13 protein-coding genes are annotated in these 15782 nt (G+C 40.2%); 8 read left to right on the top strand and 5 right to left on the bottom strand.

Annotated elements, in window-relative coordinates; all coding sequences use genetic code 11:
- Nucleotides 1-389: 389 nt before the first annotated feature.
- Genes PHA78_RS07550 through PHA78_RS07540 form a run of 3 tightly spaced genes read left to right on the top strand, consistent with a single transcriptional unit; the run spans nt 390 to nt 2572 of the window.
- Nucleotides 390-1289 carry an ATP-binding cassette domain-containing protein gene (locus PHA78_RS07550; protein WP_272157923.1) on the top strand — a complete coding sequence of 300 codons (900 nt, stop codon included), beginning with the start codon at nt 390-392 and terminating at the stop codon, nt 1287-1289.
- Entirely contained in the window at nt 1279-1986 is a 708-nt protein-coding gene (locus PHA78_RS07545; protein WP_272157922.1) for a hypothetical protein, read from the top strand. The genes PHA78_RS07550 and PHA78_RS07545 overlap by 11 nt, the downstream gene beginning before the upstream one ends.
- A 19-nt stretch (nt 1987-2005) precedes the next feature.
- Nucleotides 2006-2572, top strand: coding sequence for a hypothetical protein (locus PHA78_RS07540; protein ID WP_029876118.1), 567 nt, complete (start codon nt 2006-2008; stop codon nt 2570-2572).
- A gap of 120 nt (nt 2573-2692) precedes the next feature.
- On the opposite strand, the gene PHA78_RS07535 is transcribed toward PHA78_RS07540, so the two are convergent.
- Genes PHA78_RS07535 through PHA78_RS07520 form a run of 4 tightly spaced genes read right to left on the bottom strand, consistent with a single transcriptional unit; the run spans nt 2693 to nt 6000 of the window.
- A complete protein-coding gene (locus tag PHA78_RS07535; protein WP_272157921.1) occupies nt 2693-3574 on the bottom strand; it encodes a hypothetical protein in 882 nt (293 codons plus the stop codon).
- 12 nt (nt 3575-3586) lie between these two features.
- Nucleotides 3587-4447 carry an ABC transporter ATP-binding protein gene (locus PHA78_RS07530; RefSeq protein WP_272157920.1) on the bottom strand — a complete coding sequence of 287 codons (861 nt, stop codon included), beginning with the start codon at nt 4445-4447 and terminating at the stop codon, nt 3587-3589.
- A gap of 2 nt (nt 4448-4449) precedes the next feature.
- A complete protein-coding gene (locus PHA78_RS07525) occupies nt 4450-5667 on the bottom strand; it encodes a hypothetical protein (RefSeq protein ID WP_272157919.1) in 1218 nt (405 codons plus the stop codon).
- Nucleotides 5668-5712: 45 nt separating this feature from the next.
- Entirely contained in the window at nt 5713-6000 is a 288-nt protein-coding gene (locus PHA78_RS07520) for a hypothetical protein (RefSeq protein WP_029180309.1), read from the bottom strand.
- A 158-nt stretch (nt 6001-6158) separates the two neighbouring features.
- On the opposite strand from PHA78_RS07520, the gene PHA78_RS07515 reads away from it, so the two are divergent.
- The 5 genes from PHA78_RS07515 (at nt 6159) to PHA78_RS07495 (ending at nt 13634) form a co-directional block, all read left to right on the top strand.
- On the top strand, nt 6159-7034 hold the full coding sequence (locus PHA78_RS07515; protein ID WP_024376632.1) for a helix-turn-helix domain-containing protein: 876 nt from the start codon (nt 6159-6161) through the stop codon (nt 7032-7034).
- Between the two features lie 222 nt (nt 7035-7256).
- Nucleotides 7257-7592: a hypothetical protein gene (locus PHA78_RS07510; RefSeq protein WP_029178158.1), complete on the top strand. Its 336-nt coding sequence runs from the start codon at nt 7257-7259 to the stop codon at nt 7590-7592.
- A 222-nt stretch (nt 7593-7814) separates the two neighbouring features.
- Complete coding sequence (locus PHA78_RS07505) at nt 7815-8516, top strand: ABC transporter ATP-binding protein (protein ID WP_099807252.1); 702 nt, start codon at nt 7815-7817, stop codon at nt 8514-8516.
- A gap of 11 nt (nt 8517-8527) precedes the next feature.
- Nucleotides 8528-11893: an FtsX-like permease family protein gene (locus PHA78_RS07500; RefSeq protein WP_099807253.1), complete on the top strand. Its 3366-nt coding sequence runs from the start codon at nt 8528-8530 to the stop codon at nt 11891-11893.
- 433 nt (nt 11894-12326) lie between these two features.
- Nucleotides 12327-13634, top strand: coding sequence for a hypothetical protein (locus PHA78_RS07495; RefSeq protein WP_032500491.1), 1308 nt, complete (start codon nt 12327-12329; stop codon nt 13632-13634).
- Nucleotides 13635-13783: 149 nt separating this feature from the next.
- On the opposite strand, the gene PHA78_RS07490 is transcribed toward PHA78_RS07495, so the two are convergent.
- Complete coding sequence (locus PHA78_RS07490) at nt 13784-15538, bottom strand: IS1634 family transposase (protein WP_272157915.1); 1755 nt, start codon at nt 15536-15538, stop codon at nt 13784-13786.
- Nucleotides 15539-15782: the final 244 nt, after the last annotated feature.

Below are 15782 nucleotides of genomic sequence, written 5' to 3'. Positions count from 1 at the left end.
TGTACATATTTAAACGCAGGGAATTAGCCAATTTGCTAACATGATTTCTGCGTTTTTAATTCGCAAAATTCTTTTAATTACATCGTTCAAAATATACATATTTGCATACAATATTAAAAAATATAAATTGGTTATTTTATGTATTGACAAGATAAAAGAGTTGTGATAATCTATAAATGAAAGGGGTTACAAAAGGCCTGTCATGAGAAAATTGAAAATGAGAGAAAAAACAAAAATAACAGCTGGTCAAATTTGTCTATACTATTGGTATGGAATCGGTTTCCTTTGCTGGGATTAGTTTACATGGTTCCGTTCACCAAATAATTTAATAACTTGACTGGTCGATAGTTTGTCACTTTTCTATCGACTTTTCTTTTTAGGAGGTTGCTATGGCAAATACATTATTAAATGTTACAGCAGTATCCAAAACTTACGGAAAGCAAAAAGTTCTAGATAATATTAGTTTTGATATTAACTGTGGAGAAATTTGTGGTCTAGTGGGAGAAAATGGTGCTGGAAAGACTACTTTAATTCGAATTCTTGCAGGATTGATTTCGAGTAATTCTGGTGAAATAAGCGGTTTAGAGAGTCAAGGTGTTTCCTGTATAGTAGAGTCACCTGCTCTGTATCCCCATTTATCTGCAGGCGACAATCTTCGTGTTCAAATGATTGGTTTAGGAATCGGAGCGGATAAAGACAAAGTCAAAAATCTATTACGAATGGTTGGACTTGAGGGTGTAGATTCTAAGAAAAAAGTGAAAGATTTTTCTCTTGGAATGAAGCAACGTTTGGCAATAGCCTTGGCTATCTGTGATTGGCCCAAACTACTCATATTAGATGAGCCAATAAACGGTCTGGACCCTGTGGGTATTAAGGAAATTCGTGAGATTCTTCTGCTTTTGAAAAATGAATATCGTATGACCATTCTAGTTTCAAGCCATATCTTGTCTGAATTAGACTTAGTCGTTGACAAGTATATCATCATGAGCAAAGGAAAAGTGTTGCAAATAATACAAAAAGATGCCTTGCAAAACCTACTCCAAACCAAACGGATTGTTAGAGTGGATAAGGAGCATGAAGCGCTTGAAGTGTTACTTTCCGAGGGAATTGAGGCGATAGTGACCGAAGAAGGAATTGAGCTTTCAGAAATTGGGAATTCAACTAGCTGGATTATTGATTGTTTACGGAAAAACGAGATTCAAATCGAGGAAATCATTAAATTTCAACCGAGTTTTGAATCCTATTATCTATCTTTGATTACAAGAGAGGAGGTTCCTTATGTTCCATAAAGTGAAATCAGACTTTTATAGGGTATGGAAAGAAAGGAGTTTATTTTTTCCAGTCTCTCTGGTGATTCTTTTAGGAGTACTCTTCGCTTATCTGATGAGAGAAACTGATGGACAAGGAGGCATTACGATTATTTTATCATCAGTGGCAGGGTTTATTCCTCTATTCTTCTCAAGTGCTTGTAATCTAGTCTGGGGAGAAGAATTTACCAATCGCACCATTAACCATGCAATCATAAAAAGTTCCTCTCGATTTTCAGTCTACCTTTATAAATTGCTTGAAACTTTGTCCTTGTGTTTTGCATATACGCTTTTACTATTTTTTACAGTAATTGTATGTAGAATTTTTTTGAATGGACAAGTAGATGTGAGTGAATCATTTGACCTACTTATTAAACAGCTGCCATTTCATCTCTGTTTTTCGCTACTATGTCTGTTCATTTTTCAGTATGTAGATAAGATTTATCAAGCCTACCTTATTTATACCATGATTGTCTTGATGTTTGATAATTTAGTTTCGTATGTTACAACAAGTCTTTTGGCAAATGATGTCTTTTCTCATTTCTTTCTATTTAATCAGGTAAAGTTAATCACTAATCAAACAGAATTTTTTACTCCGTCTAGTCTTATTGCATTGATATTTAGTGTTGTCTATTTATTGAGTTCGTACTTACTTTTTTCTAGTAGAGAGTTTAAATAGTTTAAGGAGGACACTTGTAATGAAAAAAATAATTCCATTTTTCATTTTAATCATTACTTTTTTAGGAGTTGCGATTTACCTAAGTTTAGAGAGTGGCAAAACAGATATAGAGGTTGCTAAGTCTTGGACAGTAACAGGCAAAGAGATGAATACAATTGAAATCTATGGTAGTGAGCAACCTTTTGAACTTGAAATTGTAGAAACAGACCAAGAAGTGACGACGATTAGTTTGACAGGGAAAATTTCTGAAGCAGCAATGTCAACACTTGAGAAGGCAGATATTAGTGAAAACGATGCTTATATACCATTGGGTAAAAAGGGTTTTAAGTTAGTTACCGTAGCAAGTGGGAAGAGTAGTTTAAAAGCAAAAATTGAATTGGCAAAGGGGGCTACTTTTAAAAAAGTTTATGTTGATACATGGAACGGTACTGTAGATATTACTCTGCCTAGAAGTTACGATGGAAGTTATGATGTCAAGTTGAATAGTGGGGCGAAGTTACTAGAAGTTCCTGAAGAAGGATCTAACAAGGCAAGTATCCTCAAAATAGATGCCTATGCTGATGTTAGCATCAGAAAGGGTGATTAGGATGATTACTCATCATAAACAGGTATCCATGTTGGATTGTGGCTTGGCTTGTATCAAGATATAACGATGCCGAACTGGCATCGTTTTTTGCATTCAAAAAGCCACCATTTTCGAGGTGGCCTATTTTCGCTTGTACGTTTGTAGGGCTTTAGCAGTTGCTAATCGGATAAAGGTCAGATAGAAACCTGTCACTCCAGCCATTTCCAGCAGGAGTTTCTGTAATTGTTCCCTGACAGATATGGTTGAGAGAGTATTTGTGCCAATCACAATGGGATACTTTTCTTGGAAGGTAAATTGGAACTGATGTGCCAATAGAAGTAGCATGAACAGGATGAGAGCATAGATAGCAACTTGGAGGAGAAGAGCAAGTAAGGTCAGGCTAGAGGCATATTGACCAGGGGATAGTCCGTTGATAAAGAGGAGACCACGATGTTTGGAAAGGTCGGTCAGCAGGAGCCAGACTAAGAGACAGCAGATGACGAGAGGAATCATATAGTTACTAGCTGGAAGAACTTGCAACAAGGTCAGATAAAAATCCTTGGGAGCAGTAGGATAGTGAAAGGTAAGAGTTTGCTCTAGAACTTTTTTATAGACTGTGATACGTTCTGCCAGTTCGCTGTTTGTAAAATGATTGATATTGTGCCCGTTTGCCTCCCAGTTTTGCATGGTCTGGTAGAGTTCTAACTCCGTTTCCAAGACCTCCTGACTTTTTCCTTGGATATGTTCCTTTTCTAAGTAGGTGGTCGTCAGTTCCAAGAGTTTTTTATAATAATCCATGCTTTCCTGGTCTAAGGCTTGAGCTTCCTTATCGTCAGCATACAAGACAATTTCAGCTTCTTTTTTGACTTGTATGATACGGGCTCGATCCTCAAATCGCAGGTTTTCGGACTCTAGGACATTCCGATAGGACAGGGCAAGTGGGATAAGGGCGATAGCGGTTATCAGGGATAGAAAAATGGCATTGCGTTTCAGTCGTAGAATGAAAAGGAGCAGTAGATTCATAGTCAGACCTCCCTATTCAAATAGTTCTTTATAGATTTCTTCGGACTGGTGCTCCTGAACGCTAATATCCAAAATTTCTACCTGACAAGCCATGAGCTGGTCTAGATAGAAATGCAGACTGTGAACACTCGTGTCTACCTGAATGCTATCATTGGCCAAAGTCAGTCCCTTCACTTGCCCAAGTTTCTGATACACTGTCTGATTGTCACTAGTCTGAATGGCATATTGTCGCCCAACCTGTTCCAGTTTCCACTCAATGATTTTTCCCTGTTTGAGAAAGAGCAGCTGGTCGGTTAGCTGGTCCACTTCGTTTAATTGGTGGGAAGACACGATAATGGTTGAACCACTTTTGGCTAGTTTCTGGAGCAGTTTTCGGGTTTGAATGTAGCTAGTCGGGTCCAAGCCGTTCAGGGGTTCATCCAAGAGCATGACCTGGGGCTTGTTCATAATACCGATTGCCAGCAGGAGATGTTGCTTCATTCCCAGGGAATAATTTTTGACAGGGATCTTCACATAATCACGGATTCCGATTTCTTGGATGACTTCCTCAATCCGCTCTTTGGGTAAACCTTGGATAGTCTGGACCAATCGCAAGTGTTCCAGCCCAGTCAATTCAGGGTAGAGGACACGGTTGTCCTGCAGGTAGGCAAAGGTTTTGTAGACATTTGGATTATCGTGCTTCTTGCCGTTTATAGAAATCTCTCCCGAATCAAAGGATTGCAGATTGGCAATGCAATCGAGGAGGGTTGTCTTTCCAGCTCCATTTGGTCCAATCAGGGCCCAGATTCCAGGTTCCACCAGTTCTAGGTTTAGCTGGTCTAGTATTTTCTTTTTCCCGTAGGATTTGCACAAATTGTGAATGGATAATCGCATGGTTAGACCTCACTTTTTCTTGTCAGGAGATAGAATTGCAGGCAATAGATGAGCAGGTTACTGATGAGAAGAACCGTAAAGACTTTTGGAATGCTGTATCCTGTTAATTGCTGGTAGATGATAGCACTTCCGTCCGCCAGATTGCCTGCATTCCATAGGCTAAATGGATTGAAGATATGGGGATAGAAGTTGGCAGAGATGACAAGTCCTAGTGTGACAACCAGTCCAGCCAGTCCATTTTTTAAGACTCTAGCCAAGGTCTGTGCCACTCCCAGCAAAAATAGCAGGTAGAGATAGTGCATGCCACAGGCCAGCAAGATGACTTGGTAAATAGGTTTAATGGTTGTGGTGATAAAACTGTAAGCCAGTCCCCTACTGCTATAGGTGGTGACAGGATAGATCCAACTACTATTTCCATTTAGCAAAAACGCGATGAGCAAATGGCTCAGATAGAGGGTGAGAAAGAGGGCAGTATAGAGTGTTAGGAAGGCTAGGTATTTATTAGTAGTAATCCGAATCCTACTCAGACCTAGAGTTTGCAAAAGTCGAATCTGTCGGCTAGTTCCCTGCTGGTCTTTGATGAAAAAATTGGTGAAAACGAGAAGAAAGAGAGGAAGGCTGATGACCAGGCCTAGCTGTTTTTGACCCTGCCAGATTTCAAGACTGGTTCCTTTTAAGGCCTGTTGGCCCAGGCTCTTGACGATTTCTCTGTCTGTTGGTGTTTTGGGATTTTCAAAGGCTGTCAGGTAAAGCTCAGTTGGAAAGGCAGAGGGTATCTCCTTTTCTAACAGATACTTGGACATCAAGAAGGTATTTTCGATGGTTTGTGGGGTAAAATCATAGCTTTGGTAGGAAAGGCTGATGTATTGACCATCCTGCTGATAGTGCTGGATATTTTTCTCATAAAAATAGGTCCAGTCCTCCTTCTTGACCGCCTCAATCTCCTTTTGGAAGTTGGCGATATAGTTTGTAAAGAATGTTTTTTCAGCCTGGTAATCCTCTTCACTGAGAGTTTGAGTCTGATACTGTGTTTCTAAATCTTGTATGATATTTTCAAAATTTTGGACAGACTGTTCATAGTGTTGGATGACCTTTAGCTTGGCCTGGCGATTGTGGTAGCCTGCTAGAAGGGAACTAGCTAGAATCGTCATCAACAAGACCAAGATAGCGACTAAGTTTTTCTTGCTACGGAAAAATAGCTTACCTTCAATTTGAAACATAGATACCTCCAAAAGAGAAGAGATTGTAGAGACAGGAATTAATTTTTATCTAGAGATAGTTCCTGCATAGTAGGCTAAGTAATAACCGTCACTAGTTTTTTGATAATCGGTTAAGCGTAAATAGCCATCGTACTTTACACCGTGTGGATATTCATCGTAGTATCTAGTTTGAGTTAGCTTTTTAACTACGAATAATTTACTGTTAATGTAATAGGAACGAGGGAGTGCTGCAACTCTTAGCGAGGTTTCAGCATTTACAGATAGAGTTGTAGTTGTTACTATTGGGCTAATGATAGATAGTAGCAAGGCTGAACGCAAAACAATCTTTTTCATGTTATATTCTGCATTTATTTATAGAAAATATCTTCTCTGTATACTATTATATCAATATTTTTAAATGTAGTCAATATAAAATGAAAATATTAATATAAAAATGATGATATTCATTTTAAAAAAGAGTATAATATTCTTAAATAAATTTGGAGTATGTTATGAATAGTATAAGTGGTAGTCGTTTTAAGCAACGAAGAAAAGAACTTGGACTGACTCAGAGTGCTTTAGCTAAGGATATTTGTGAGCAGAGTTTGATTAGTAGAATAGAAAATACCAACCTTTCTCCCTCATCGGAAATCCTTTTCCTATTGTCTAATAGGCTGGGTGTGACTATGAATTATTTTTTTGAGGAATTTGTTCAAGAAAGTAGGCATAGTATAGGAAAAATACGAACTATTTTCTCCCAACAATTGCTTCTCAGAAATTATGAAATTGTAGAGCAATTGTATGTGAAAGAGGTAGAAAGCAGGCACTTATTGAATGAGGAAGATAAGGCTTATTTAGATTATATTTTTATCTTGGTTCAATTTTACTTATACAATGAAAGGGATTTTGCGATAAAAGAGTTTGATAGACTAAATGCTATTATCGCTCCTCATTACTATTTTTATTTAGATTTTTTGAACAGTTACACTATTTTTCTAGGTGAAGTTGGTGAAGATGACAAATATATGGAGTTGGTCAGCAATGTAAAATCAGAGGTGAATAAGCTTGATTTATCAATCAATGCTGACTTTCAAGCCTATATAAAGATTGGTTACAATTATGCTAGATTTCTTCTAAAACGAAAACAGACGAACTTAGCTTTAGATGAAGTGACAGAGCTGATCAACCAATTGAATGCTTATAATAGTAGTTTTTTATTGCCAGATTTACTATGTTTGTTGGGAAATATCAGCAAAGGCTTATTGAGAGAAGATGAAGTTTTAGACTTGTATGAGCAGGCACTAGTTTTATACAAGTTACAAGGAAATACAAAGTTATATTTGTCATTGAAGAATTTTTTAGTAACAATGGGTAAGGAAATATATTGAAAAATTAGTTATATAAAAAAGGAGGTATGTATGAAACGGATAGTTACAATGATTTGTCTGCTTCTCGCAATCGTAATGGTAATTTTTCCTGTAAAACGAACCGTTACGAGAACTTCTGATGGATTTGATCCTGGGGTCATCAATATTATGAAAAAGTAAGGGACTTGAATATTTTTGTCTAATTTGATATACTAAATTTATTAAAAACAAGGAGGGTCTTTTATGGAAAAGACACAGATTATTCAAGACGTTTTGGCTCTCATTCAAGACTTGAATCGGGCCTTCCAAGCAGATAAAGTAGGAACAGCTGATGAACAGCGATTGCAACATAATCTGACAGAGACGACACGCATATTGTCGGAGGCCGAGTCTGTTACCAATTCTGAACTGATTGCGATTGAGAAATTTTATCGTTCGACCAGTTTTCTAGTTGGATTAGGTGATCTGCGATTGAGTGAAACTAGCAGGCAGGCTTGGCAGGCCTTCGATCGCTATTACTACCAAACCATCAGAGAAGAACTCAAACTCTATGGTGGCTCTGCCATTGCCCAAGTATAATAGATGTTAAGGGAGTGGGACAAAAATCGGTAACCCGCAGGGTTCGATTTTATCGTCCCACCCCCGCACAGTTGAGTAGGGCTGTAAAAGCTGATAAAATCAGCTAATTAGAGCCCACTCAACCACTGCGTCAAGTTTAACTATTGAAAAAAACTAAGGAGGCCAGGACTTTTGTCCCAGCCTCTTTATGTTATAATATTACTAAGAAAAGCGAGGTGTACCATGTCCTATATCCAAGTAATCAATTCGTCAAAATACTATCAAATGGGGGATGCGACCATTGTGGCCAATGACAGCGTGTCCTTTGAGATTGAGCAGGGTGAGTTGGTCATCATTCTTGGCTCATCTGGTGCGGGTAAATCCACTCTGCTTAATATCTTGGGAGGCATGGATAGCAATGACGAGGGGGAAGTTTGGATTGACGGTGTGGATATTGCCAAGCTTTCAAGTCATGAACTGACCAATTATCGTAGAGATGATGTAGGCTTTGTCTTTCAATTTTATAACTTGGTTGCCAATCTGACCGCTAAGGAAAATGTGGAATTAGCTGCAGAAATTGTCAAGGATGCCTTGGATGCCGAGGAAGTCTTGGAACAGGTCGGACTTGGCCATCGAATTAATAATTTCCCTGCTCAGCTTTCAGGCGGTGAGCAGCAGCGGGTTGCCATTGCCCGTGCTGTTGCCAAAAAGCCTAAAATTTTGCTTTGCGATGAACCGACAGGCGCTCTGGATTACCAAACAGGTAAGCAGGTCTTGCAAATCCTGCAAAATATGTCCCGCAAGCAAGGGGCAACGGTGATTATCGTGACCCACAATAGTTCCCTAGCCCCTATTGCAGACAGGGTCATTCGGATGCGGGATGCCCGTGTGCACTCTGTTGAGCTAAACGCAGATCCGCAGGATATTGCAAGCCTAGAATATTAGTGGGTGAAACTATGAAAAAGAAAATCTACTGGAAGGATATGAGGCAATCTCTGCTTTCTTCCAAGGGGCGTTTTTTGTCCATCTTTAGCCTGATGATGCTAGGAGCTCTAGCTTTAACAGGTCTGAAAGTAACAGCTCCAAATATGGAAAAGACGGCCCAAGCCTATATAGCCAGTTATCGAACGATGGATTTGGCGGTAATTTCAGGTCTGGGACTTAGTCAAGCTGACCTTGACGAATTAGAAACGATAGAAGGTGCTACTCTTGAAGCGGGCTACTTTAAAGATGTGGTTACTAATGAAGGCCAGACTGCAATTCGGCTGTTTTCAGCTCCCCAGAACCTATCGACCTATAAGGTAGTAGAAGGGGAAATGCCCAGTCAAAAGGGGCAAATTGCTCTGTCTCTTTCCTTGCAAGCAAGCTATCAATTGGGAGATACATTTCAAGTAAACGAGCCTGACAAGGATGGCACCATCCTGACCCAAACCACCTTTAAAGTTGTTGGTTTTGTGGCTTCGTCAGAAATTTGGGACAATGAAACCATGGGCATGGCTGCAAGTGGTGATGGGCAGTTAGGTGGCTATGGCCTTGTTAGTCAGGATACCTTCAAATCAGAAGTTTACACTATTGCCCGTATTCGCTATGATGATTTGGTTGATTTACCATATTACAGTCAGGCCTATCAAGACAGGTTGGACCAGCACCAAGAAGACTTAGAAAAGTTATTGGCTAACAATGATGAACAACGATTAGCAACTATTCAGTCAGATGGACAGACAAATATTTCAAAAGGGGAAGAGGAAATTGCTCAGGCTCAATCTCAGCTGGATCAAGCAGCAGGAGAATTGGCATCTGGGAAAGACCAGCTCGCAAGTGGTCGCAGTGAGTTTGCGCGTGGTAGAGCTAAACTAGTTCAATCGGAAATGGAATTGCGAACCGTCCTTGCTCAATTGTTGCAAACCAAGTTTCAATTGGATGAAAGTAAAAAAGAGTTGGACAGCCAGAAGGATAAACTAGACCAAAGCAAATCTTTTTTGGATGTAAGTCACGAGGGACTACTTGAAACTGCTCAACGCTTGGAAAGTGCTAAACAGCAACTGGATTCCCAAAATGCCCAACTGAGTCAGACCGCATCTCAGATTTCCACAGGGCGAGCTAGTTGGTTTCAAGCTCAGAAAGAGTTAGACCTTGAAATTGCCAATCACTTGCAAGAAGGTCAAACCCTCTCAGACTATCCTGACTTGTTGGCTAGACAGGAAGGTTTGGATGTTGAGAAAAGCCGATTAGACCAAATGGAATCTGCACATGAGCAGGCCAACCAAGCCTATTTACAAGGTTATGATTACTATCAAACCAAACAAAATGAATACAATAGCAATCTAGCCCAGTACCAAACTTGGAAACAAGAATATCAGGCAGGTTTGGCCCGTTATCAAGCAGGTTTGAGTCAGTATGAACAAGGCATTGTAGCCTACAATAAAGGAGTAGAAGACTATGAATGGGGACTGAGTCAGTTAGAGTCTTCAAATCAACTGCTCCGTCAGGAAGAACTCCGTTTGGAGGAGGCTGATAAAGAGTTAAGTCAAGCTCAATCCCAATTTTCTGAGAAGAAAGCCACGGCCGATCAAGAAATTAGCCAAGCTCAAACCGAGATTGCTCAGGCTAAATCCGACTTAAGTAAGCTGGAAAAAGCGCCCTATCAGGTCTATACTCGATCAAGCCTACCAGGTGGAGATGGCTATACTACCTATAGCAATGCGACTAGGTCTATTGCTGCAGTGGGCAATGTCTTCCCAGTTGTTCTCTACCTTGTCGCAGCTCTAGTGACTTTTACCACCATGGCCCGTTTTGTCGATGAAGAGCGAACACAGTCAGGTCTCCTCAAGGCCCTTGGCTATACGAATAGACAGATTATGGCTAAGTTCATTCTCTATGGTTTGGCGGCAGGTCTGGTAGGAACAATAGTCGGTATAATAGCAGGTAATCTCCTCTTGTCTCCACTTATTTCCGACATTATTACGCAGACAACCGTGATTGGACCAGCTAAACTTCATTTTTATCCCCTTTGGACAGGTTTAGCCTTGCTTCTGTCTTTGGCTTCCTCGGTCCTGCCAGCTTACTTGGTGGCTCGTCGGGAGCTGACAGAAAAACCTGCTCAGCTACTTTTACCTAAGCCACCGGTTACAGGCTCCAGCATTTGGCTAGAAAAATGGCCAGCTATCTGGTCCCGCCTGAGCTTCACCCACAAGGTGACAGCCCGCAATATCTTCCGCTACAAGCTTCGTATGCTTATGACCATCTTTGGAGTAGCAGGGACCGTCGCCCTTCTTTTTGGAGGATTGGGTATCCGTTCCTCCATCTCAGGAGTTGTCCAACGACAGTTTGGGGAGCTGATCCATTATGATATGTTGGTGGTGGAAAATAGCAGAGCTACTGAGGAAGAGTTGGATAAGTTAACACATTTTCTTCAGTCAGATCAGGTTCGCCAATCCTTGCCAGTGGCTTTTGAACAGCTCAATCAAACGGTGGAAGAAAACGGTCAGAGAAAGAATATTTCCATTGGACTGTATATTTCAGACCGTCAGGACTTGGGAAATCTAGTCAGTCTTGAAAATTCTTCTGGTAAAGCTATCCAGCTGAGTGACAGGGGGATTGTTCTCACAGAAAAATTGGCGCAAATCTACGGGGTCTCAGTTGGTGATAAGTTATCACTGACCTTGGAAGATAAGGAAGTTTCAGTCAGGGTAGAGGCTGTGGCTGATATGTACGCAGGACATTTTATCTATATGACAGATAGCTACTACGAACAAGTGACCGGCAAGCAGAAGACTGCCAATGCCTATTTGGTTCAGTTGAAAGACAGGCAGTTGGGGCATATTCAGACTCTTGCAAGTCAACTCCTAGTGATGCCAGCAGTCAGAAGTTTGGTTCAAAATACTTCTCTTATAGACATGCTTACCACGATTGCGGGCTCGCTTCAGACCATCATGACCATTCTAGTCATTCTATCCATCTTGCTTGGCTTGGTTATTCTTTACAACCTTACAATTATCAATATGTCCGAACGGATTCGTGAATTATCCACTATCAAGGTACTGGGCTTCCACAATAAAGAGGTGACCATGTACATCTATCGTGAAACCATTGCCCTTTCGCTGATTGGTATGTTGGTTGGACTGGTTAGCGGTATTTATCTCCACAAGCTCCTTCTTGCCATGATTGGTTCGGACAGTATCCGCTTCAATCCATCTGTCGGACTAGAAGTCTATCTCATTCCTATCTTAGCCATTAGTGGAATTTTGGCTGCTCTTGGTTGGTATGTCAATCACCATCTGAGAAAGGTGGATATGCTGGAGGCCTTGAAGTCAGTTGATTAGGGAGTGGGAAAGAACTCGAGTGGTCTAAAAAGAGTTCGTCAACAAGTCCATATTTCTAGTTGTTGAGCTGAAACAGTCTATTCCCAGACTGTTTCACTCCCACCCCCGCATAGCTCCAACAGTCAGAGTAGTGACTGTTGGAGGTTGGAAATGAAGCGAACTCTGTTCGCATCAGTCGTAATGGTCAGATTTGGAGTGTAAAACACGAACAAATCCGCCAATCAACCACTGCGCTGAGATGTTGACACGAACTCTAAGAAGTGGTGCTGGGCTTTTTGCCCAGCCTCTAACCCGAGCCTGAAAACACGGAAGCGGATAGTTTGTATTGTGAACTAATTTGAAATATGAGAAACACAGCTATAAAGCAAAAAAATCCTAGTGCATCTAGGATTTTTTTGCAAACATAAGTCTAGAAATATGCTATAATCATCTCATGAAAAAAATAAGTGATTTAGGATTAACAGGTCGAAAATTAGTTGGAGAAGGTCTAATCTTAGTCTTCATCGGTATTGGATTTTTAATTGCTGGTTGGCAATTTCCAAGACTGATTCTTCGATTTGTTCACGCAGGTCTATTCTTTTTAGCTTTATATGAATTGAGCATGATATTTTTCAGAAAGAAGAAATCGAGTGAAAGTGTCATTGCGCTAGTTGGGAAGGCTGTTCTTTTCGGGATCCTAGCCAGTCTCGATTTAGCTGTTCAAATTCCCCTCTATTTCGCGGCTATTTTTGTTGGGATTTATCAGCTTTTTACGGCAGTCATTAATTTTATCACTTTTTATCTATATCGAAAAGATGGGGTACAGCCACGGATTCGCTATTTAATAGATGGAATTTGGTTATCCTTACTAGGTTCAGCTTCCCTATTTGTGTCAGGCACACAGCTGGTTGTTCAAACCATTGTCATCGGAGGTTATCTGGTCTTGTACGGACTAACTAATCTGCGTGATGGTTTCTTGTTTGAGGAGGCTATTGAGCAACAAAATCTTAAGCGCCATGTCCGTTTGCCCCTACCTTTATTTTTAGCAGCTTTGATTCCTCGTATGACCCTGCAAAAAGTCAATGATTACTTGGCGGATAATAAGGGACAAACGGCTCAGTCTATCTACAACCGCCACAAAGAAATTGCGGAGCTTCCAGCATTAGAAGTCTTTGTACACGTTGGGGAAGAAGGGTTCGGAGCAGTTGGACATGTTGATTTGAGTTACAAAGGACAGGTTTATGGTTATGGTTCATACGATGTCCTGTCTGAGCGTTTGGGTGGTGCGATTGGTGATGGAGTCTTGTTCAAAGCAGAGCGCCAAGCCTATATTGACTTCTGTAATCAAGAAGGAATGACTATGTTGGGTTATCAGCTAAGCCTGACACCTGAACAGGAAGAAGCAGTTGAGGCTCGATTGGCTGACATTGATAATCTGCTCCTACCTTGGAATCCAAGTCCTGAAAAAGTATCGAAAACAGCCGATGGCCAGCCGATTGAAATGTATGCCTATCGAATGAAAGAGGCAATACATGCGGAATTATTCAAATTTAGAAAGTCTAAATTTAAAACCTATTTCGTCCTATCTACTAATTGCGTTCTTCTGGCTGATTCTGTGATTGGACAAGCTGGAACCGATATACTTGGTATGCGTGGATTTATCGCACCTGGAACCTACCAATCTTATCTGGATCAAGAATTTGAAAAGCCACATAGTTTAGTAGTCGCAAAGAACATTTATTATCGAAAAGAAAAATCCTAGTCGCTGACTGGGATTTTCTGTTATTCCAGCCCTCCATCACCCACAAAACTCCCCCATCCATGCTATAATCCCGTCTTTGACAGTTTTACAAGACAAAAACCTCCCTAACCCTATGCATATCAAGGGTTTAGCGAGGTTTTCTTTTTATATCAAAAATGCGTACTTTTTCTCGATTTTGACGATTGTAAAATTTTTTTCATCTTTTTTTCGCTTAGAATTTGATAATCACTTCTGAATCCAAATGTCTGATGCAGCTGGTCAGTAATAGCCGTCCGAGTGTAGTTAGGTAGATAACCAAAACCAGGCAGATACTTAAAGGTGTATGAACGTAAGGTTTCAATGAGTTCAGTACATGTGAATTGCTTCTGAACCGCCAGCTCTAAGTAACGATAGAGTATAAGAGCAAGAAAGCAAGTTGTAAAGTGAGCAGAAATACGATCTTCTCGACTTAAATAAACTGGTCTAGCTTTCAATTCATGCTTCATAATACGGAAACATTCTTCAATTTCCCATCTTCTCTGATTAATGGAAACAATGGTCTCAATCGTATCGTCTAAGTTTGATGTTACTGCATAAATCCCATCAAATCTAGCTTCAGAAACAATTCGTTCTTCATCCAACTCTAGAAAGGTCTTCTCAGCTATTTCTCCATCCCTTGTTGTCTCTGTTACTTTTAGGAAACGCTTGGGATCTGTAGATTGTTTCTTTTTGTAGTCAGCTGGTTTTCCCAGCCATTTTGAAGCACGTTGAATCTGGCGTTCGCGTATCTTTCTTTGGTAATCTCTGTATTTAGCTGAGAAGGTTACAATCAATCGTTGGTCTTCTAGACCATCTTGTGGTAAAGGACATTCTTTGTAAAAGACTTGTCTATAGAGAAGGTCTGGGTCGCGCTCGTCTAGTGTAGAAATATCATAGAATGTCCCGGACTTATCTCCCATCAACCGCCAACCTGTAGAAGCTATAGCCCAGTCTTTGTCTTCTTTCTTTAACTTTTTGATAGATTGAGTTGTGACAAAGGCTCTCCCGCTGATATTATTGTAGCGTTTGTTTCCGATAGAAGATAGTCCAGCATCTGTACAGACCACAAATTGGGCTTTTTCAAAATCCTTGATAATCTTCTTCTCCAAAGGTTTCATAGTCGTCTGTTCATTCGTATTACCAGGTGTGACGGAGAAAGCTAATGGAATTCCTTGAGAGTCCATAAACAGCCCCATTTGAACAATTGGATTCGGCCGATGTTCCTTAGAATAACCGTATTGTCTCAGTTTTCCTTCCTCATCTTCTTCCTCAATTTCGAAATAGAAATTTGTACAGTCGTAATAGAGAACATCTGTTTTACGAGAGGCAAGTGCAGTTGAACGTTTGTACAGTTGTTCCTGAATGAAATCTGTTTCTTTGGCAATAATTTCTAATCCCCGGTAGAGATGTTGGAGTTCAATAGTTGTAGGCTCTAGAAGGGTTTGTGAGAATTGAGCGGTAGAACGTTTAGAAGATGGGGATAGTATCCTACCGTACAAGAGGCGTGACAGTATGGTATCTAATTGAAAACTAAAGTGATACCTTTTCTGAATATCTTGACAGATTTTATCCAATCCTAATTGGTAATAGATATTCTGTAGAAACAAATATCCCCCATGATATTCATTTCGTTGATTTTGTTTCAACTGTTTATTCTCATGAAGTTTGACTAATATTTCTTGTTTATCTTCTTTATCAAGTTCGGTTAACTCTTTAGCCCGCAATTTTGCCCATTCCATTGGTTCCATTTCGGGATGTAGCTGTTGAAGAGTTTCATGATTGCCGAGATTTTCGACAATGGTTGATGTCCGTTTGTTTCCGACCTTGATATCTTTGATAATGGCATAGTTGATAGTATTTTTAGATACTGATTTTTTAACTCTCATGGATTCGCACCTCACTCTATTATACCACAGTACGAGAAAGTACGCAATAAAAATGTGCGAGAATTTGACAAAAAAATAGCGTCACATCAACGTTTGTGACACTTTTGGTGGTTTCAAACTGTCAAACTCCCGTGATTCTGTGATTGGACAAGCTGGAACCGATATACTTGGTATGCGTGGATTTATCGCACCTGGAACCTACCAATCTTATCTGGATCAAGAATTTGAAAAGCCACATAGTTTA

Source organism: Streptococcus sp. HN38 (assembly GCF_028335765.1).
Taxonomy (GTDB): Bacteria; Bacillota; Bacilli; order Lactobacillales; family Streptococcaceae; genus Streptococcus; species Streptococcus suis_P.
The sequence above is the reverse complement of the archived record's forward strand: the minus strand, read 5'-3'. Positions and strand labels throughout refer to the sequence as shown.